17 protein-coding genes are annotated in these 20,511 nt (G+C 52.1%); 10 read left to right on the top strand and 7 right to left on the bottom strand.

Annotated elements, in window-relative coordinates; all coding sequences use genetic code 11:
- Nucleotides 1–68: 68 nt before the first annotated feature.
- Nucleotides 69–818: a molybdopterin-synthase adenylyltransferase MoeB gene (gene moeB, locus NNO03_RS12965; RefSeq protein ID WP_271449705.1), complete on the bottom strand. Its 750-nt coding sequence runs from the start codon at nucleotides 816–818 to the stop codon at nucleotides 69–71.
- Complete coding sequence (gene moeA, locus NNO03_RS12960; RefSeq protein ID WP_271449704.1) at nucleotides 818–2,053, bottom strand: molybdopterin molybdotransferase MoeA; 1,236 nt, start codon at nucleotides 2,051–2,053, stop codon at nucleotides 818–820. The genes moeB and moeA overlap by 1 nt, the downstream gene beginning before the upstream one ends.
- Nucleotides 2,054–2,228: 175 nt before the next feature.
- Here moeA and NNO03_RS12955 point away from each other — a divergent pair, with 175 nt between their 5' ends.
- From NNO03_RS12955 to gsiD, 6 genes are all read left to right on the top strand, one after another.
- Complete coding sequence (locus NNO03_RS12955) at nucleotides 2,229–3,017, top strand: aminoglycoside adenylyltransferase family protein (protein ID WP_271449703.1); 789 nt, start codon at nucleotides 2,229–2,231, stop codon at nucleotides 3,015–3,017.
- Nucleotides 3,018–3,231: 214 nt separating this feature from the next.
- Nucleotides 3,232–4,197, top strand: a complete 966-nt coding sequence (gene iaaA, locus NNO03_RS12950) for a beta-aspartyl-peptidase (protein ID WP_271449702.1) — start codon at nucleotides 3,232–3,234, stop codon at nucleotides 4,195–4,197.
- Entirely contained in the window at nucleotides 4,184–6,055 is a 1,872-nt protein-coding gene (gene gsiA / locus NNO03_RS12945; RefSeq protein ID WP_271449701.1) for a glutathione ABC transporter ATP-binding protein GsiA, read from the top strand. Before iaaA ends, gsiA begins: the two co-directional genes overlap by 14 nt.
- A 28-nt stretch (nucleotides 6,056–6,083) precedes the next feature.
- Nucleotides 6,084–7,622: a glutathione ABC transporter substrate-binding protein GsiB gene (gene gsiB / locus NNO03_RS12940; RefSeq protein ID WP_271449700.1), complete on the top strand. Its 1,539-nt coding sequence runs from the start codon at nucleotides 6,084–6,086 to the stop codon at nucleotides 7,620–7,622.
- 46 nt (nucleotides 7,623–7,668) lie between these two features.
- The gene (gene gsiC / locus NNO03_RS12935) at nucleotides 7,669–8,589 is read left to right on the top strand and encodes a glutathione ABC transporter permease GsiC (RefSeq protein ID WP_137384302.1); all 921 of its coding nucleotides are present in this window, start codon (nucleotides 7,669–7,671) and stop codon (nucleotides 8,587–8,589) included.
- 2 nt (nucleotides 8,590–8,591) lie between these two features.
- Nucleotides 8,592–9,503, top strand: coding sequence for a glutathione ABC transporter permease GsiD (gsiD, locus tag NNO03_RS12930; RefSeq protein WP_137384301.1), 912 nt, complete (start codon nucleotides 8,592–8,594; stop codon nucleotides 9,501–9,503).
- 93 nt (nucleotides 9,504–9,596) lie between these two features.
- Here the strand turns inward: gsiD and rimO are convergent, their stop codons facing one another.
- A complete protein-coding gene (rimO, locus tag NNO03_RS12925) occupies nucleotides 9,597–10,904 on the bottom strand; it encodes a 30S ribosomal protein S12 methylthiotransferase RimO (RefSeq protein ID WP_271449699.1) in 1,308 nt (435 codons plus the stop codon).
- A gap of 457 nt (nucleotides 10,905–11,361) precedes the next feature.
- Between rimO and glgP the strand changes: the two genes are divergently transcribed.
- On the top strand, nucleotides 11,362–13,812 hold the full coding sequence (gene glgP, locus NNO03_RS12920; protein ID WP_271449698.1) for a glycogen phosphorylase: 2,451 nt from the start codon (nucleotides 11,362–11,364) through the stop codon (nucleotides 13,810–13,812).
- Nucleotides 13,813–13,847: 35 nt separating this feature from the next.
- Here glgP and NNO03_RS12915 read toward each other — a convergent pair whose 3' ends face one another.
- A complete protein-coding gene (locus NNO03_RS12915; protein WP_271449697.1) occupies nucleotides 13,848–14,771 on the bottom strand; it encodes a LysR family transcriptional regulator in 924 nt (307 codons plus the stop codon).
- Nucleotides 14,772–15,002: 231 nt separating this feature from the next.
- On the opposite strand from NNO03_RS12915, the gene bssR reads away from it, so the two are divergent.
- A complete protein-coding gene (bssR, locus tag NNO03_RS12910) occupies nucleotides 15,003–15,386 on the top strand; it encodes a biofilm formation regulator BssR (protein WP_202039054.1) in 384 nt (127 codons plus the stop codon).
- 102 nt (nucleotides 15,387–15,488) lie between these two features.
- Entirely contained in the window at nucleotides 15,489–16,586 is a 1,098-nt protein-coding gene (locus NNO03_RS12905; RefSeq protein WP_271449696.1) for a PQQ-dependent sugar dehydrogenase, read from the top strand.
- Between the two features lie 5 nt (nucleotides 16,587–16,591).
- Here the strand turns inward: NNO03_RS12905 and NNO03_RS12900 are convergent, their stop codons facing one another.
- Complete coding sequence (locus NNO03_RS12900) at nucleotides 16,592–17,218, bottom strand: glutathione S-transferase family protein (RefSeq protein WP_271449695.1); 627 nt, start codon at nucleotides 17,216–17,218, stop codon at nucleotides 16,592–16,594.
- Between the two features lie 327 nt (nucleotides 17,219–17,545).
- Between NNO03_RS12900 and dacC the strand changes: the two genes are divergently transcribed.
- Complete coding sequence (gene dacC / locus NNO03_RS12895; protein WP_271449694.1) at nucleotides 17,546–18,748, top strand: serine-type D-Ala-D-Ala carboxypeptidase; 1,203 nt, start codon at nucleotides 17,546–17,548, stop codon at nucleotides 18,746–18,748.
- Nucleotides 18,749–18,796: 48 nt separating this feature from the next.
- Here the strand turns inward: dacC and deoR are convergent, their stop codons facing one another.
- Together deoR and ybjG are read right to left on the bottom strand one after the other, a co-directional pair.
- On the bottom strand, nucleotides 18,797–19,555 hold the full coding sequence (gene deoR / locus NNO03_RS12890; protein ID WP_271449693.1) for a DNA-binding transcriptional repressor DeoR: 759 nt from the start codon (nucleotides 19,553–19,555) through the stop codon (nucleotides 18,797–18,799).
- A gap of 64 nt (nucleotides 19,556–19,619) precedes the next feature.
- Nucleotides 19,620–20,228, bottom strand: coding sequence for an undecaprenyl-diphosphate phosphatase (gene ybjG, locus NNO03_RS12885; RefSeq protein WP_271440619.1), 609 nt, complete (start codon nucleotides 20,226–20,228; stop codon nucleotides 19,620–19,622).
- Nucleotides 20,229–20,511: the final 283 nt, after the last annotated feature.

The raw sequence follows: 20,511 nt of genomic DNA, 5'->3' as shown, positions 1-20,511 counted from the left end.
CTAACGCTTACCCGGCCTGCGTTTGGACCGTTGTAGGTCGGGTAAGGCGAAGCCGCCACTCGACTTTTTTACCGACTACAAACCTCACACCCTGGATTACGCATCAGCTTCATTTCGCGAAACTGGCAGGTCATGGCGTCATACATCACGATTTTACCGGATGCCGGTTTACCGTAGTTTGCCAGCAGCTTAATGGCTTCCATCGCCTGAAGTGAACCTATCACGCCGATGAGCGGAGCCATTACACCCGCTTCTACACAGGTCAGGGCATTTTCACCGAACAGGCGGCTCAGGCAGCGATAGCAGGGCTCACCCTCCTGGTATGTGAAGACCGTAATTTGTCCTTCCATGCGGATTGCCGCGCCGGATACCAGTGGAATCTTTGCGGCGAAGCAGCCGGCATTGAGCTGATTGCGGATACTGACATTATCGGTGCAGTCCAGCACCAAATCATGTTCGGCGATCAGCGCATGAATCGCGGTATCGTCGAGAAGCGCATTCACAGGCGTAATGACGATATAGGGATTAATCCGCGCCAGTGCGTCGCGTGCCGACTCTACTTTGGGTTGGCCAATGGTTGCGTCACTATGCAGCGTCTGGCGTTGCAGGTTTGAAACGGACACGGTGTCAAAGTCGAGCAGGGTTAACTGCCCGACACCAGCGCCCGCCAGATACTGGGTGGCCGCACAACCGAGCCCACCCAGACCCACGACCAGTACCCGCGCTTCCTTGAGCGCTTCCTGGCCTTCAAAATCGAAGCCGCGCAAAATGATTTGCCGGTTATAGCGCATCATCTCCTGGTCGCTGAGTTCCGCCATTACAGGCCTCCAAACAGGGCGTTAAACGGCTCGACCTCAACCCATTCTCCTGCTTCAACGTTGCCGCGATCGCGCTCCAGCACGATAAAGCAGTTGCCCAGGCTAAAGGAGCTAAAAATATGCGATCCCTGATGTCCGGTGGTGGTGACTTCCAGTTCGCCTTCTGCGGTACGCTGTAATACACCGCGCTGAAAATCCAGACGGCCAGGCGTTTTCTTCAGGCGTGATGCGGTGCGCACACGCTGGCGTGGTGGCAGTCCGCAAGCGGTGTTACCGCTGAGTTTCGCCAGCAACGGTTGTACCAGTTGATAGAACGTGAGGGCCGCGGAGACCGGGTTTCCTGGCAGGCCGCAAAACCAGCTGTTGTTCAGTTTGCCGAAAGCGAACGGTTTACCCGGTTTGATGGCCAATTTCCAGAAGGCAATCTCTCCCAGCTCTTCCAGAATGGTTTTGGTGTAGTCTGCTTCACCCACCGACACGCCACCGGAGCTGATGACAACATCGGCCTGGCTGTCGGCTTCGATAAATGCGGCGCGTAGCGCGTTAGGATCGTCGCGGATAATCCCTAAGTTGATTACTTCACAGCCCAACTGTTGCAGCATCAGATGCACGGTCAGGCGATTGGTATCGTAAATCTGTCCGTCGCCCAGCGGTTGACCCGGCAGTTGCAGTTCATCACCGGTAGAGAACAACGCCACGCGAACTTTGCGAACGACCGGTACTTCGGCAATACCCAACGAGGCCAGTACCGGAAGTTCTGCGGTTGTCAGGCGTGTTCCCGCCGGAAATACCACCGCGCCGTTGGCGATATCTTCACCGCGCAAACGAATATTTTGTCCGCTGCGGACGTCGGCGGTAAAACGAATACCGTCGTCAGTTTGTTCAGTCTGCTCCTGCATGACGACGGCTTCACAACCGGCGGGTACCGGGGCGCCCGTCATAATTCTAATGCAGGTTCCCGCAGGCCATTCACCATGGAAAGGCTGACCGGCAAAGGCTTTACCTGCAACGGAGAGCGGCTGGCCGGATTGCAGGTCGGCCAAACGCACCGCATAACCATCCATTGCCGAGTTATCGAATCCAGGGACATCAATGGGAGAGACGATATCGGTCGCCAGAATACGGCCAAAGCATTGAACCAGTGGCAGCGTTTCGACGGCGGTGAGTGGGGTAATACGCGAAAGCATCTGAGAGAGAGCCGTTTCAAGCGGCATCAGTCCGGCGGTAAATTCCATGTGAAGACTCCTGCGGGGCAAAATCGAATCCGGTTATTATGTCAGAAAATGGATGCGGACAGTATGCCACCTCAGGCTTAGGATCGGATCTGATAACGGTTTTCTGCCAGAGGATAGCGCTACAGGAAAAATGCCGTATAAACTCAATGATTCTGCTTTTTTCCCTGGGGGCTAAATGACTCATCATATTCCGGACGCCATTCGACGCCAGGTGGATGCCGCCAGTGCGCTCATCCGCCAGATTTTCGAGGGCAATCTGGTTGCCATTCATTTGTATGGTTCTGCAGTTGAAGGGGGATTAAAACCCCAAAGCGACGTCGATTTACTGGTTACCATCAGGCAACCGCTGGATATGCAGCAAAGAAAAGAATTGATGCAGGGTTTTCTGGAAATATCAGCACCGCCGGGCAGTGCCGATAGCTATCGGGCGCTGGAAGTGACCGTTGTACTGTTCTCGCAGATTGTACCGTGGCGATTTCCACCAGCGAGAGAAATGCAGTTTGGCGAATGGTTGCGTGAAGATATCTGCGCTGGCGTGTATGAACCGGCGCAGGTGGATCCTGACCTTGCCATTCTGCTGACCCAGGCCCGGCGTGCCAGCGTACCGTTGTTCGGTAAACCCGCTGAGACATTATTCAACGTCATCCCTTTTAGCGATATCGTACAAACATTTCGACATATCCTGGATATGTGGCAGAAACCGGCCGATTTAGAAGGGGATGAGCGCAATATCATCCTTGCTCTGGCGCGAATCTGGTATAGCGTCGTGACCGGTAATATTGTTGCTAAAGAGACGGCCGCATCCTGGCTGATACCGCAATTGCCCACTGAGCATGCCGCCACGCTGCAGGCTGCGCGTGCGGAGTATCTGGGGTTAACCACCGTGGATTGGGGCGTATCGATGCCGTCGGTTGAACGTTTTGTCGGGTACGCAAAAACACAGATTGCCGGGCTGCTGAAATAGTTTATCTAACCGCATCGGGAATAAGCCTGGCGTATTCGTGAACAACCGCCGCTTATTTTGCCGCTATCCGTAGGTTAAACGGATTGGCTCTGTAGAAGGGGCCTTTACCTTTACATGACGTCTGCATCTTTCTATATTCAAAAATCGAATCAATAACTCACAGAAATTCTGATATTTATAACCCCGTTACCTGCCACCTTAATGGATGAAAAAAATGGGCAAAGCAGTCATTGCAATTCACGGCGGCGCTGGGGCAATAACCCGCGCAGAGCTAAGCCAGGAGCAGGAGTTGCGTTACATACAGGCGCTGTCAGAAATCGTTGAAACCGGTCAACGTATGCTGGAAGCGGGCCGAAGCGCGCTGGATGTTGTCACTGAGGCCGTGCGGCTACTGGAAGAGTGCCCTCTGTTTAACGCCGGAATTGGTGCTGTGTATACCCGTGATGAAACCCATGAACTGGATGCCTGCGTCATGGATGGTAATACCCTGCAAGCGGGGGCTGTTGCCGGAGTCAGTCATCTGCGCAACCCGATCCTTGCGGCGCGTCTGGTGATGGAACGCAGTCCTCACGTCATGATGATTGGCGAAGGGGCGGAAAATTTTGCCATTGCGCAGGGCATGGAACGGGTTTCTGCTGATGTTTTCTCTACCCCTGAACGCTATGCGCAACTGCTGGTGGCGCGTGCTGAGGGTAAAACGGTACTTGATCATAGCGGCACTCCGCTGGATGAGAACACCAAAATGGGCACCGTCGGCGCGGTGGCGCTGGATATTTTCGGCAACCTGGCTGCGGCGACCTCGACCGGTGGAATGACCAACAAATTACCGGGGCGGGTGGGCGACAGTCCTTTGGTTGGCGCAGGTTGCTATGCCAACAATGCCAACGTTGCGGTTTCATGTACGGGAACCGGAGAAGTATTCATTCGCGCGCTGGCGGCCTATGACATTGCAGCGCTGATGGATTATGGCGGCCTGAGCCTGTCTGAGGCGTGCGAGCGCGTGGTGATGGAAAAATTGCCGGCGCTGGGCGGCAGCGGTGGATTAATTGCTATCGATCATGAAGGGAACGTGGCTTTGCCGTTTAACAGCGAAGGTATGTACCGCGCATGGGGATACGCTGGCGATACGCCAACCACCGGTATTTATCGGGAAAAAGGAGATAGCGTTGCCACACAGTGATGAGCTTGATATCAGTGACGTACTGTCTGTCAGCAACCTGAATATCGCCTTCGAACAAGAGCAGCAGCGTATCAGCGCCGTACGAAATCTGTCGTTTCGCCTGAAACGTGGAGAAACGCTGGCGATTGTTGGCGAATCCGGTTCCGGAAAATCGGTAACGGCCTTGTCGCTGATGCGTCTGATTGAACAGGCGGGCGGCGAGGTAAGCTGTGACGCGATGCTGCTACGGCGGCGCAATCGGCAGGTGATTGAACTCGGCGAGCAAAGCGCAGCCCAGATGCGCCATGTGCGCGGCGCTGACATCGCGATGATTTTTCAGGAGCCGATGACGTCGCTTAACCCGGTGTTTACCGTCGGCGAGCAGATCGCAGAGTCCATTCGTCTACACCAGGGGGCCAGTCGCGAAGAGGCAATGGTGGAAGCCAAGCGCATGCTTGACCAGGTTCGAATTCCCGAATCGAAGGCCATCTTATCGCGCTATCCACACCAGCTTTCCGGCGGAATGCGCCAGCGAGTGATGATAGCCATGGCGCTATCATGCCGACCGGCGGTGTTGATTGCTGATGAGCCGACAACGGCGCTGGACGTCACTATTCAGGCGCAGATCCTGCAACTGATAAAAGTGCTGCAGCAAGAGATGTCGATGGGGGGCATTTTTATCACCCACGATATGGGCGTGGTGGCAGATATCGCTGACCGTGTGCTGGTGATGTACCAGGGCGAAGCGGTCGAAACGGGCAGCGTTGAGCACATTTTTCATGCTCCGCAGCATCCTTACACTCAAGCGCTGTTGGCGGCTGTGCCGCAACTTGGGGAGATGCGCGGGCATGACCTTCCGCGACGCTTCCCGCTTATTTCTTTGCACGATCCTCATCATGTTGAACCTCAAACCGAGCAGGACACGGTGGTTGAGGGAGAGCCGATTCTGCGGGTTCGCAACCTGGTGACACGTTTTCCCCTGCGTAGCGGCATCCTTAATCGCGTGACCCGCGAGGTGCATGCGGTGGAAAACGTCAGTTTTGATCTCTGGCCCGGTGAAACGCTTTCACTGGTTGGCGAGTCGGGTTGCGGTAAATCAACGACCGGACGGGCATTGTTGCGTCTGGTGGAGTCCCAGCGTGGGGAGATTTTCTTCAATGGACAACGCATTGATACCCTGGCTGCCAGCAAGTTGCAGCCGCTGCGTCGGGATATCCAGTTTATCTTCCAGGACCCTTATGCGTCGCTCGATCCGCGCCAGACGGTGGGATACTCCATCTTAGAGCCACTGCGGGTGCACGGTTTGTTACACGGCGATGCGGCGACGAAACGGGTCGCGTGGTTGCTGGAGCGTGTCGGGTTGCTGCCTGAGCACGCCTGGCGCTATCCGCACGAATTTTCCGGCGGTCAGCGGCAACGTATCTGTATAGCCCGGGCGTTGGCGCTCAATCCAAAAGTGATCATTGCCGATGAGTCCGTCTCGGCACTGGATGTCTCGATTCGCGGGCAAATTATTAATCTGTTGCTCGACCTACAGCGGGAAATGGGTATTGCGTACCTGTTTATTTCCCACGATATGGCGGTGGTGGAGCGTATTAGTCACCGCGTGGCGGTGATGTACCTGGGGCAGATTGTTGAGATCGGTACCCGACGGGCGGTGTTTGAGAATCCACAGCATCCCTACACGCGAAAACTTATGGCGGCAGTCCCGGTTGCCGATCCATCGTATCAAAGGCCACAGCGCGTGCTGTTGTCGGATGATATCCCCAGTAATATCCGCAAACGCGGTGAAGAGATCCCCCCGGTTTCACTCCAGTTAGTGGGACCGGGGCATTATGTTGCGCGTGCGCCAGCGGAAAATGCGCTTTCGCGTTTATGACAGGCAGGCAGGGTTTAAGGAGAATAACATGGCAAAAATTGTTGCTCGTAAATGGCTGGTTGCTCTGGGGGTCGCCTCAGCGCTGGCTGCATCCCCGTCCTGGGCTGCCAAAGATGTGGTGGTTGCGGTAGGGTCCAATTTCACCACGCTCGACCCTTATGATGCCAACGACACGTTGTCGCAGGCGGTAGCCCAGTCGTTTTACCAGGGACTGTTCGGCCTTGATAAAGAGATGAAGCTGAAAAATGTGTTGGCGGAAAGCTATACCGTTTCTGATGATGGCCTGACGTATACCGTTAAACTGCGACAGGGCGTGAAGTTTCAGGATGGGACTGACTTCAATGCGGCTGCGGTAAAAGCCAACCTTGATCGCGCCAGCAATCCGGAAAATCACCTTAAACGCTATAACCTGTATAAGAATATCGATAAAACCGAGGTGGTTGATCCCGCTACGGTGAAGATTACGCTGAAGCAGCCATTCTCTGCCTTTATCAATATTCTGGCGCATCCGGCTACGGCGATGATATCCCCGGCCGCGCTGGAGAAATACGGGAAAGAGATCGGTTTCCATCCGGTAGGGACGGGGCCGTACCAGCTTGAAACCTGGAATCAGACCGACTTTGTCAAAGTTAAGAAGTTCGCGGGCTACTGGCAGCAAGGGTTGCCAAAACTGGATACGATTACCTGGCGTCCGGTAACGGACAACAATACGCGTGCGGCGATGCTGCAAACCGGGGAAGCGCAGTTTGCTTTCCCCATTCCGTACGAGCAGGCCGCGTTACTGGCGAAGAATAAAAACCTGGAACTGGTCGCCAGCCCGTCTATTATGCAGCGTTATATCAGCATGAACGTCACGCAAAAACCATTCGATAATCCGAAGGTGCGCGAGGCGTTGAATTATGCCATTAACCGTCAGGCGTTGGTGAAAGTGGCGTTTGCGGGTTATGCCACGCCAGCAACTGGCGTTCTTCCGCCATCGATAGCCTATGCGCAAAGCTACACGCCGTGGCCTTACGATCCGGCGAAAGCGCGCGAGTTGCTGAAAGAAGCGGGTTATCCCAACGGCTTTACCACCACGCTGTGGTCATCCCATAACCACAGCACCGCGCAGAAAGTGCTGCAATTTACCCAGCAGCAGCTGGCACAGGTGGGCGTGAAGGCTCAGGTCACGGCGATGGATGCCGGGCAGCGGGCCGCAGAAGTTGAGGGCAAGGCGCAGAAAGAAAGCGGGGTACGGATGTTCTACACCGGCTGGTCGGCGTCTACGGGCGAAGCGGACTGGGCGCTGTCGCCGCTGTTTGCGTCACAGAACTGGCCGCCAACCTTGTTTAATACCGCGTTCTACAGTAACAAGCAGGTGGATAATGATTTAACGGCGGCATTGCAGACCAACGATCCGGCGCAAAAAGCGCAGTTGTACAAAGACGCGCAGGATATTATCTGGAAAGAGTCGCCGTGGATCCCGCTGGTGGTGGAAAAACTGATCTCGGCGCACAGTACGAATTTGACCGGATTCTGGATCATGCCCGACACCGGGTTTAGTTTTGATGACGCGGATTTGAAATAAGCTATTCATTCGGCCCTGCATGGACGGGGCCGGCGAAGGGAGTCTGATGCTCAACTATGTTTTCAAGCGCCTGCTGGGGTTGATTCCGACGCTGTTAATTGTGGCGGTGCTGGTGTTTTTGTTTGTTCACTTGCTACCCGGCGATCCGGCGCGGCTTATTGCCGGGCCGGAGGCTGATGCAGAGGTGATTGAGTTGGTACGTCGGCAGTTGGGCCTGGATCAGCCGCTGCACGTTCAGTTCTGGCATTACATGACCAACGTATTACAAGGCGATTTCGGTACCTCGATGGTTTCTCGCCGTCCGGTTGCCGATGAGATTGCCAGCCGTTTTATGCCGTCGCTGTGGTTGACGATCGCCAGCATGGCGTGGGCGGTTTTGTTTGGTATGACGGCGGGGATCATTGCCGCCGTTTGGCGCAACCGCTGGCCTGACAGGTTGAGTATGACGTTGGCGGTCACTGGGATCTCTTTCCCGGCCTTTGCGCTTGGCATGCTGTTAATGCAGATCTTTTCCGTTGAGTTGGGTTGGCTACCGACCGTAGGCGCGGATACCTGGTTGCACTACATTCTCCCTTCAATCACGCTAGGGGCGGCGGTGGCGGCGGTACTCGCCCGTTTTACCCGCGCCTCGTTTGTCGATGTGCTTAGCGAGGACTATATGCGCACCGCGCGGGCTAAGGGAGTAAGTGAAACCTGGGTGGTGCTAAAACATGGTCTGCGTAACGCGATGATCCCGGTTGTCACGATGATGGGGCTGCAGTTTGGCTTTTTGCTGGGTGGCTCGATTGTGGTTGAGAAGGTATTCAACTGGCCTGGGCTTGGGCGATTGTTGGTCGACTCAGTTGAAATGCGTGACTATCCGGTGATCCAGGCTGAAGTGTTGTTGTTCTCCCTGGAATTTATTCTTATCAACTTAGTGGTGGATGTACTCTATGCCGCCATTAATCCGGCTATCAGGTACAAGTAAGGATGCGATTTTTTAACTGGCGCCGACAGGCGATTTTAAATGCGATGCCCCTCGTTAAGCCAGATCAAATACGTACGCCGTGGCATGAGTTCTGGCGTCGTTTTCGTCGTCAACATGTTGCGATGATCGCGGGGTTATTTGTGCTGGCCCTGATCCTGGTGGCCATCTTTGCCCGTTGGTTGACCCCGTTTGATGCTGAAAACTACTTCGATTACGACCGGCTGAATGACGGACCGTCGATGCTGCACTGGTTTGGCGTGGATTCGTTAGGCAGGGATATTTTTAGCCGCGTACTGGTTGGCGCACAAATTTCGCTGGCGGCCGGGGTCTTTGCCGTCTTTATTGGCGCGGCGATTGGCACGGTGCTGGGGCTGCTGGCCGGGTATTACGAAGGCTGGTGGGACCGACTGATTATGCGTATCTGCGACGTGCTGTTCGCCTTTCCGGGGATATTGCTGGCAATAGCAGTGGTGGCGGTGTTGGGAAGCGGGATTGCGAATGTGATTATTGCGGTTGCGGTATTTTCCATTCCGGCTTTTGCGCGACTGGTTCGTGGCAATACGTTGGTGCTTAAGCAACAAACATTTATTGAGTCAGCACGCAGCATTGGTGCCAGCGACGCGACCATTATCTTTAACCATATTTTGCCGGGTACGGTCTCTTCAATCGTGGTTTTTTTCACCATGCGCATCGGGACGTCAATCATTTCTGCCGCAAGTCTGTCATTCCTGGGTTTAGGGGCACAGCCGCCGACGCCGGAATGGGGAGCCATGCTCAATGAAGCGCGGGCTGATATGGTGATCGCGCCCCACGTGGCGATTTTCCCGGCGGTGGCGATATTCCTGACGGTGCTGGCGTTTAACCTGCTGGGGGATGGGTTGCGCGACGCGCTGGATCCGAAAATTAAAGGGTGAACCGTAGGCCTGATAAGACGCATCAGCGTCGCCATCAGGCGTTGCCGGATGCGGCATAAATGCCTTATCCGGCCTACGTTGGGTTACGATTATTTAAACGCGCGTGCCCCACAGGTCGTATTCATCTGCGTTCTCGACTTTCACGCGGATGATATCGCCAGGCTTCACGTTGGTTTCGCCATTCAGATATACCGCACCGTCGATTTCAGGAGCATCAGCCATACTTCGACCAATCGCGCCTTCTTCGTCAACTTCATCAACGATGACCAGAATCTCGCGGCCTACTTTCTCCTGCAAACGTTCAGCAGAGATCTGCTGCTGCAGTTGCATAAAGCGGTTCCAGCGTTCTTCTTTTACCTCTTCCGGGATTTGATCTGGCAGATCGTTGGCTCCTGCACCTTCTACCGGGCTGTATTTAAAGCAGCCGACGCGGTCAAGACGCGCTTCTTTCAGGAAGTCGAGCAGCATCTGGAAGTCTTCTTCGGTTTCGCCAGGGAAGCCAACAATAAACGTTGAACGCAGGGTCAGTTCAGGGCAGATCTCACGCCACTGTTTAATCCGTGCCAGCTGTCGGTCCACAGAACCAGGGCGTTTCATGAGTTTCAGAATACGCGGGCTGGCGTGCTGCAGTGGGATATCCAGATACGGCAGGATTTTCCCTTCCGCCATCAGCGGGATCACATCATCGACGTGCGGATACGGATAGACGTAGTGCAGACGGGTCCAGATGCCCAGTTTTGACAACTGTTCGCACAGGTCAACCATGCTGGTTTTAACCGGCTCGCCGTTATGGAAACCGGTACGATGCTTCACATCCACACCGTAAGCAGAAGTATCCTGGGAGATCACCAGAATTTCTTTCACGCCTGCATCGACCAGACGTTTAGCTTCGCTAAGAACGTCGCCAATCGGGCGGCTCACCAGATCACCACGCATGGATGGAATAATGCAGAATGTGCAGCGGTGATTACAGCCTTCAGAAATCTTCAAATAGGCATAATGGCGCGGGGTCAGTTTGACACCCTGCTCTGGAACCAGACTCTGGAACGGGTTGTGCTTCGGCTTCGGCACGTAGTGATGCACGTGCTCCAGAACCTGTTCGTAGCTGTGCGGTCCGGTAATTTCCAGCACCTTCGGGTGAACTTCACGGATCTGATCGACTTTGGCACCCAGACAGCCAGTGACGATCACTTTGCCGTTTTCGTTCAGCGCTTCGCCAATGGCTTCCAGTGACTCCTGAACGGCGCTGTCGATAAAGCCGCAGGTGTTAACGATGACCATATCCGCATCGTCGTAACTTGGCACAACATCATAGCCTTCGGTACGAAGTTCGGTCAGGATGCGCTCAGAATCGACGAGGTTTTTCGGACAACCTAGTGATATAAAACCAATTTTTGCCATTTTCTTATACTGTACATTGCTCGTAATCGGGGGATTATACAGATGCCTTCACACGACATCTATATCTGATCGGCATAATACGCAGAGAATACCCATCACGTGTTTCTGTTAGTGAAAGGTGTTTAGCGAGTCTAATTCCGGCTTTAAGTGCCACTTCTTGGCTATAGAAACTTATTATCGTAAATTTTATCTCGTCGAGCGTTATTAATGAGGTTTATTTTGAAAGAAATTGTTTTGAAGTCGAAACTTGAAATGGCTAAAACACTGTATGCTAACGGAGTGAGTTTATATTATATCTCCCTGGCTACGGGGCTGAGTTGGCGGGTATTAATGTCGGAATTAAGTTTTCTCGCCAGTCATGAAGTCATTCGAAATAAAGCTGACGTTCGCAAAGCAGATTTTAAATAATTCACCTGTCTGTTACGTATCCTACAATATTATGAAAGGTAATGCCCATATGTATATTTCACCGCTTCCGGTTGCCCCGGATTCTGATGTTGATAAGCTGAGAGATGATATCGCCAATAAGCTTTTATTTACTATCGGGAAAGATCCCGCCATTGCCACGAAACGGGAGTGGTTGAATGCGACGTTATATGCTGTACGCGATCGAATGGTTGAGCGGTGGCACCGCTCTAATCGGGCACAATTCTCTCAGGATGCCCGCCAGGTTTATTATCTGTCGATGGAGTTTCTCATCGGCCGTACGCTCTCCAATGCGCTACTTTCTTTGGGCTTATATGATGAAGTCCGGAGCGCGCTGGAGGCCATGGGGCTGGATCTGGAAGAGCTGATCGACGAGGAGAATGACCCTGGGCTCGGAAATGGCGGCCTGGGGCGTCTGGCGGCCTGTTTCCTTGATTCGCTGGCAACGCTGGGCTTACCTGGATGCGGTTACGGTATTCGCTACAACTACGGTATGTTTAAACAAAATATCATCGATGGTGTTCAAAAAGAGTCCCTGGACTACTGGCTGGAATACGGGAACCCATGGGAGTTCAAACGTCATAATACGCATTATAAAGTGCGTTTTGGCGGACGCGTGCAACTGGAGGGGAATAAAGCCCGCTGGATTGAAACCGAGGATATTCTGGCTGTCGCACATGACCAGATTATTCCCGGCTATGCGACCGACACGACGAATACGCTGCGGCTGTGGAATGTACAGGTGAATAGTGAGGTCAATGCCGGAAAATTAAATCCACATGATGACTTTGCAACCGAAGTAGAAAATAAATACCACTTTGATCGGATTTCACGGGTCCTGTATCCGGATGATTCCACCGATGCAGGGCGTGAACTGCGCTTGCGGCAGGCTTATTTTCTGGCCTCGGCAACGATTCAGGATATCCTGAGTCGCCATTACCAGTTACACCGGACTTACGATAATTTGGCGGATAAAATTGCGATTCACCTCAATGATACTCACCCGGTCCTGGCGATTCCGGAACTGATGCGTCTGCTAATTGATCATCACCAGTTCAGTTGGGATAACGCGTTTGATGTGACCTGTCAGATTTTTTCATACACCAATCACACGCTGATGAGTGAGGCGCTGGAGACATGGCCGGTCGAGATGCTGAGTCGACTTTTGCCGCGTCACTTGCAGATTATTTTCGACATTAACGATCGGTTTCTGAAGACGTTGCAGGAGCGATATCGTGATGACAGTGAGCTGTTGAAACGTGTATCGCTCATTGATGAATCCCATGGTCGAGTGGTGCGCATGGCCTGGCTGGCAGTCGTGGTTAGTCATAAGGTAAACGGTGTGTCGGCACTCCATTCCAAATTGATGACGGAATCGCTGTTTGCTGACTTTGCACGCATCTTTCCGCTGCGTTTCACCAATGTGACCAATGGTGTCACGGCTCGCCGCTGGCTGGCGCTGGCTAATCCTCCGCTTGCAAAAGTGCTGGATGAGAATATCGGTGATAGCTGGCGGACCCGGTTAATGCAGTTGGGCGAGTTGAAGCAGTATATTGATTATCCGTCGGTGAATGAGGCGGTATATCGAGCGAAACGAGTAAACAAGCAGCGACTGGCGCACCATATTGCAACACAGTATGGGGTGGTGGTGGATTCTGGTGCGTTGTTTGATGTGCAGGTGAAGCGTATTCATGAATATAAGCGGCAGTTACTGAATGTGCTCCATGTCATCACTCGCTATAACCGCATTAAAGCGGCACCGGATGTTACCTGGGTGCCGCGTGTGAATATCTTTGCGGGCAAAGCGGCGTCGTCCTATCACATGGCGAAACAGATCATTCGCCTAATTAATGATGTGGCGAGATTAGTGAATAACGATCCGCAAATTGGCGGCAAGCTGAAGGTGGTGTTTATCCCGGATTACAACGTTAGCCTGGCGCAAATGATCATTCCGGCAGCCGATCTTTCTGAACAAATATCCCTGGCCGGGACGGAAGCATCCGGTACCAGCAACATGAAGTTTGGGCTGAATGGGGCGCTAACGATCGGTACGCTGGATGGTGCGAATATAGAAATGCGTGAATACGTTGGGGAAGATAACATCTTTATCTTTGGTAATACGGCGAGTGAGGTTGATGCGCTACGTCGCGATGGCTATGACCCGCGCTGTATTTTTGAAAACGATGCGGAGTTACATCAGGTACTGACGCAAATTGGTACGGGTGTGTTCAGCCCGGAAGAGCCCGGACGCTACAGAGATGTGCTGGATTCGCTAATCAACTTTGGCGACTACTATCAGGTATTAGCGGATTACCGCAGCTATGTGGACTGCCAGGATTCGGTAGATGAGTTATATCGTTATCCCCGCGAGTGGACGACAAAGACGATGCATAATATTGCTAATATGGGGTATTTCTCGTCAGACAGAACGGTACAGGAATATGCTGACCATATCTGGCGTATCGCTAAAATCCGTGTGTAGTTATTAATGGCGACATCTGGCCTCCCGGAAATTTATCACCGGGAGGTCGTTTGTAAATCAGTCAGAATGGGTGACAGTATTTTATGGGCCGCACCATCTTTGCGTGAAGAAGAAAATACACTAAATTGCGGTAACGGAAATGGTGTGTTTATCTTTTTAAGACAATACAGATGCGCGTGTGTTTCGAATACCTTTTCCGGGATCACCCCTAAGCATTGGGTTGTGGACACAATAGTCAGTATTGCCGTAAAAGAAGAGGTCAGCAGACAACGCTCACCGGTTCTGAATTTTTTATCCACAATACTCCGGTGGTAAATTATTTTTTCATTCTTGGTATTGTAACCCACCAGATTGGCACTTCTGAACTGCTCCTCTGTAATTGCATTTCCGTATAACGTATTATTCTGCGAGGCGATGAGAACCAGCCGCATATCAGATATTTTCTGGCAGGTGATATTTCCTGACTCAACGGAAAATGTTGAAAACACCACATCAGCCTGGCGCATGTTTAATAACTCAACAATGCTCTGCTCGTTTAAATCAGCGGTGAGGTGCAGGAGACTGATATCCGCATCGGTATTGATTATTCTGGCCGTGACATCGGGAATAACAATCGGGGAAATAAATGACTCGGTATACAGCGTTAGCCTTTTTTTCGCCGCCGGAGAGGAAAGCGGCATCAGCGTCGATAGTTTGTCGATAATTGGGATCGTATTGTCATAAAGTTCATCAGAGTAGACGGTCGGCAACAGCGCGTTTCCGCTACGGACAAAGAGATTATCTCCCATCATTTCTCGCAGTTTTCGTAGTGACTGGCTAACGGCAGAAGGTGAAATGTTCAGCATGTCAGCGACTCTGGAAATACTACCCACGCTATAGATCAAACAGAAAATTGTCAGCAAATTCAGATCGATTTTGGATAGTGTGCGTATTTTTTCTGCATCACTTGCTTTTGACATACATCCCTCATAATCAGCGCTATGGCAGTAATCACTTCAGGTATAGCAAAAAATGTTCGGTATGCCAGAAACGCGATGTTTTGCGTAAGTGCAACACCTGCATCAGGCCGAAAGTTGTAACATTGTAAATTATGTTAATCAATTAGGCTTTATTGATATAGAGCATCAATTTGTTCAAAAAACAACCATACTATTAAGTTGCACCATGGTTGGAAAGAGGAGGAACAAGGTATGGTTGTTGACAGACTGAGAACCGATCTTCTCAACAAATTGATAAACGCCCGTATCGATCTTGCCGCTTATCTGCTGTTGAGAAAAGCGAAAGGCTATATGTCAGTCAGCGAGAGCGATCGTCTGCGTGATAGCTTTTTTGAACTGAATCGCGAATTGCACGATCAATCACAGCTCCACGGTATGCATCTTGATCAGGAAGAGTGGAATGCCCTTCGTCGTGCTGAAGGGGCGTTAGCCGCCACCGCTGTTTGTCTGATGAGTGGACATCATGATTGTCCGAACTTTATTGCCGTTAACGCAGAGAAACTGGAAAACTGCCTGACAACGCTGACGCTGAGTATCCAGAGTTTGCAAGCTTATTCAACGCTGGAACACATCTGAACCAGGGGGAGAGCGCTCCCCCTTTTCGTTAAGATTATGTAAAGGTGGCGGGATAATTCCCCTTGCTGGCTACGCTTTAAGCAGAGCCATTAAGGAGGTGCTATGCGTCGACTCTTTCTCTGTGTTGCCTTATTGGCGTTGCTTTCCCCCTATGCCGCTGCCGTCAAGGTGGAGGTCCTGCAAACCAAGCTCGACCACCCGTGGTCGCTGGCCTTTTTACCGGATAATCGCAGTATGCTGATTACGCTCAGAGGAGGGCAGCTTCGGCTCTGGCAACCCGATAAGGGGCTTTCCGATCCGCTGACTGGCGTACCTAAGGTTTGGGCGAATGGCCAGGGCGGCTTGCTCGATGTGGTGTTAGCGCCGGATTTTGCCCAATCCCGGCGGGTATGGATTAGCTTTGCGGAAGCTGACAGTGAAGGGAAAGCCGGAACAGCAGTAGGCTACGGGCGGCTAAGTGACGATCGTAAACACCTGCAGGGCTTCCAGACGGTATTCCGCCAAATGCCTAAGTTATCAACCGGGAACCATTTTGGCGGGCGTATGGTATTTGATGGCAAAGGTTATCTGTTTATAGGCCTTGGCGAGAATAACCAGCGCATAACCGCTCAGGAGCTGGATAAATTACAGGGCAAAGTGGTTCGACTAACAGACGAGGGCAAAATTCCACCGGATAACCCGTTTGTGAATCAGACTGGCGCGCGGGCTGAAATATGGTCGTATGGCATCCGTAATCCGCAGGGGATGGCGATGAATCCCTGGAGCGATGCGTTGTGGCTCAACGAGCATGGTCCGCGTGGTGGAGATGAGATCAATATCCCCGAGAAAGGTAAAAACTATGGATGGCCAATCGCGACATGGGGTGTTAACTACAGTGGTTTCAACATCCCCGAAGCAAAAGGCTCAATTGTGGCGGGCACTGAGCAGCCTATCTTTTACTGGGAAAAATCACCTGCAGTCAGTGGGATGGCCTTTTATAACCACGATACGTTCCCACAGTGGCGACACAAACTGTTTATTGGCGCGCTGAAAGAACAGGGGGTGATTGTGTTAAGCGTGAAAGGCAATACAGTGACGGAAGACGGGCGAATTTTGCATGACAGAGGGCAGCGAATCCGCGATGTGCGCGTCGGACCAGACGGCTATTTGTATGTATTAACCGACGAGTCCGACGGGGAATTACTGAAAGTGAGTCCCTGACAGGATTAGCTGACCGGGATCATCACAACTTTCTGGAATGCCGGGCGCTCGGTGAGCTGTTGATACCAACGTTCCAGGTGAGGGCGCGGCGTCCAGCTCAAGCCGACATTAAACAGGTTATAGATGAACGGCGCGACGGCGATGTCCGCAGTGCCAAATTCAGCGCCAGAGAACCATGCCCGGTCGGCCAGTGCGTTGTCGAGAATGGCAAACAGGTTATCGCAGACCTTCGCACCGGCCTCGATGGCTGTCTGGTCGCGTTGATCGGCAGGGGTTCTGACCAGACCAAATAAGATTACCCGATGTGCAGGGCTCAGCGTCTGGTTAGCCCAGTCCATCCATTTTTCGCCCTCGGCGCGTTTCGCCGGGGCGTCAACCCACAGTCGTTTTTGCCCGTACTGGGCCGCCAGGTAGCGGACAATGGTATTGGATTCCCACAGCAATACGTCTGTTTCGTCATCGCGTAGCAGTGGTACCAGCCCGTTAGGGTTCATCGCCAGATAGTCTGCGTCATGATTTACGCCATGCTGTCCGCCAGCCAGAATTTGGCTGTACGGCAGTTCCAGTTCTTCGAGTGTCCACAATACTTTTTTTACGTTGGTCGAATTATTGCGACCCCACAGTGTAATCATAGTAACCCCGCAAATTAATTGAGCAGCGTTATGGCTGCATTCTCTATCTGACTCGCTCACATGGTGGGGTAAACCTAATATTTACGCAACAAGGCGCAAAAAAATCGTGATGAGAGCAGCGCAGCGCAGCGTTATTGCATAAACTTTAAAAACTTTACCAACTTACGGTTTCTTTAAGCTCGTTAGTGCGTTATTACTCACCGCACTTATTTTACACGTCATCCATCAGAACTTTTCTGTATGGTTGGCTGAGGCAACTTGGCCGGTTTTGTGTAAACACGGTGTGGTATGACGTGGTTTTTTGGAATGGATACTCGGGTGGCATTTATGACGCAATACTTATCTTCCCTACGCAGCCTTGCTGCAGGTTCAGCACTCTTAATCCTTTTTGCGCCGACCGTACAGGCGGCGGAACAACCGACGGCCCCGCCGAGCGTTGACGCACGTGCGTGGATCTTAATGGATTACGCCAGCGGCAAAGTGCTGGCGGAAGGTAATGCCGATGAGAAACTGGACCCCGCCAGTCTGACCAAGATTATGACCAGCTATGTGGTCGGTCAGGCGCTAAAAGCCGGGAAAATTAATCTGAATGACATGGTTACCGTCGGGAAAGATGCCTGGGCTACCGGGAATCCGGCTCTGCGCGGCTCTTCTGTGATGTTCCTCAAGCCTGGCGATCAGGTTGCGGTGTCCGATCTGAACAAAGGCGTGATCATTCAGTCTGGTAATGATGCCTGTATTGCGCTCGCTGATTATGTTGCCGGAAGCCAGGAATCGTTTATTGGTTTGATGAACGGCTATGCGCAAAAACTGGGACTGACGAACACGACTTTCCAGACGGTACATGGCCTGGATGCCGCAGGGCAGTTCAGTACCGCGCGTGATATGGCATTGTTGGGTAAAGCGTTAATCCACGATGTGCCGGAAGAGTACGCCATCCATAAAGAGAAAGAGTTTACCTTTAATAAAATTCGCCAGCCAAACCGTAACCGCCTGCTGTGGAGTACCAACCTGAATGTGGATGGTATGAAAACGGGCACCACGGCGGGAGCCGGTTATAACCTGGTTGCATCCGCGACACAGGGCGATATGCGTTTGATCTCCGTGGTGCTGGGGGCAAAAACCGATCGCATTCGCTTTAATGAATCCGAAAAGCTGCTGACATGGGGTTTCCGCTTCTTTGAAACCGTTACGCCGATTAAACCGGATGCCACCTTTGTGACCCAACGTGTCTGGTTTGGTGATAAGAGTGAAGTCAATCTGGGCGCTGGGGAAGGTGGGTCTGTAACCATTCCGCGCGGCCAGCTGAAAAACCTGAAGGCGAGCTTTACCCTGACAGAGCCACAACTGACTGCGCCACTGAAGAAAGGCCAGGTTGTGGGGACAATCGACTTCCAGTTGAACGGAAAATCTATTGAACAGCGTCCGTTGATGGTGATGGAAGCGGTGGAAGAGGGGGGATTCTTTAGCCGGATGTGGGACTTCGTTATGATGAAATTCCACCAGTGGTTTGGTGGCTGGTTCTCTTAATTGCTGATGCCGGATGACGAGGTGCTAGCACCGTCATCCGGCACAAATTTAGTACATCAATTTGATATGCTGCGCTTTGGCATACTCGACAAACGCATCATCCGGGCGGTTATCGCTGATGATGGTATCAAAACGTTTTAATTCGCCCATCCTTGCGGGACGCACCTTCCCAAACTTGCTGTGATCAACCACCAGAACATGATACTGCGCCATCGACATCGCCCAGTGTTTAACCGGTAATTCCTCAAGGTTAAAACAGGTTGCGCCTTTATCGATATGCACGCCGGCTGCAGAATAAAAAGCGATATCCGGGCATACGTTATTCAGGGTTTCCTGGAAATCGAGTGGCTTGAAAATAGCATTACTGGCATGGAATTCGCCGCCACATAAAATAACGCGGCACTGTGGTTTCTCCTGCAACACCAGAAACGTATTCAGTGAATAGCATATTGCGGTGAACGGTAGTTCATTATCGATCGCTTCAATGACCCACGGCGTTGTTGTTCCGCAGTCGAAGAAAACGGTCTGATGCGCCTGGACAAGGCTGGCAGCCTGCTGCGCTGCCCGGCGTTTTTCATCAACCAGGCGGGATTTTTGATCGCTGATTAAATAGTGGCTGGCACTACGGGGTTCCAGAACAATATAGCCCCCAAGCAGTACGACCGGGGCCGTGTTATTATTCAGATCGCGACGAATGGTCATTTCTGATACACCCAGCAGTGTCGCGGCTTCTTTAAGGTGTAATTTATCGCTGCGTTTTAGCGCCTGCAGTAATTGACCAATACGCTCGTCGCGTCGAGTTTCCATAGATCCCCTGGAGAGTAGAATACGTGCTCAGTTTCGCGCTTAATACTACTCTCTTTACCGTGGGTTAGTCACGTACCCAGCCTTTACGAATAGGCAGGGCGAAGCAGGTGCGATAGCAGGTTTGCAAACCGTGGTACAGGGTTTTGCCGAATCGTTGCCAGATCATCTGGGCGCTCAGGCAACCGATCAGACCGGCCAGTAACCCCCCCAGCATATCCAGCGGCCAGTGTACGCCGAGGTAAACACGCGACCAGGCAATCGCCACGGCGACGACCATCAACAGTGCTCCGGACCACAGGCGGTGCCAGAACAGGAAGGCCAACGCGAAGGTAAAGATAACCGTACCGTGGTCGCTCGGGAAAGAGTCATCTGCAGCATGGTGCAGGAAGTTGTAGCCGATATGATTGACGAATGGCCGGTCGTGAGGAAATAAATGCCCCATGAACCATGAAATGGTCAGACCGACTGCCAGCGCAATCGCCATTTTTATGACCAACTGGCGCTGGATGGTCACGCGGTTTTGCGGTCCCCAAAGCCAGAGAATGATCGCCAGTAGCGGTACGATGCTAATCAGGTCTTTGGCAATAAAAATGGCGAGCGAGATCGTCCATTGCGCAGAGTCCGGCGTGGCGTTGATCAGGTAAAAAAGCGAGTTGTTCAGATTTTCCAGCATAACATCCAGACTCAATGTAATCGTTAAAAAGGCCCCTATTGGGGGATCATAAAATTGCTTTCAGGCGATAAAAAGCGGTCTTGTCCTATTTGTCTGTTAAATGACGCTTTTTAAGACAATTAATGAGGCTTATTGAGCATGATAGCGGCCTCAACTTAAATTAACCTTAAAACAAAAAGCTATCGTGCAATTGAGTGTAAAAATGTGCGCATTTTGCTTTCAAATCACATAATTCACTATCACCAGTACGGCGCATTTATTACACTTTGCGCGTTTTTTCATT

Source organism: Citrobacter sp. Igbk 16, assembly GCF_028069755.1.
GTDB lineage: Bacteria > Pseudomonadota > Gammaproteobacteria > Enterobacterales > Enterobacteriaceae > Citrobacter.
Note: the sequence above shows the minus strand (reverse complement) of the source record. Positions and strands in the feature narration are given on the sequence as shown.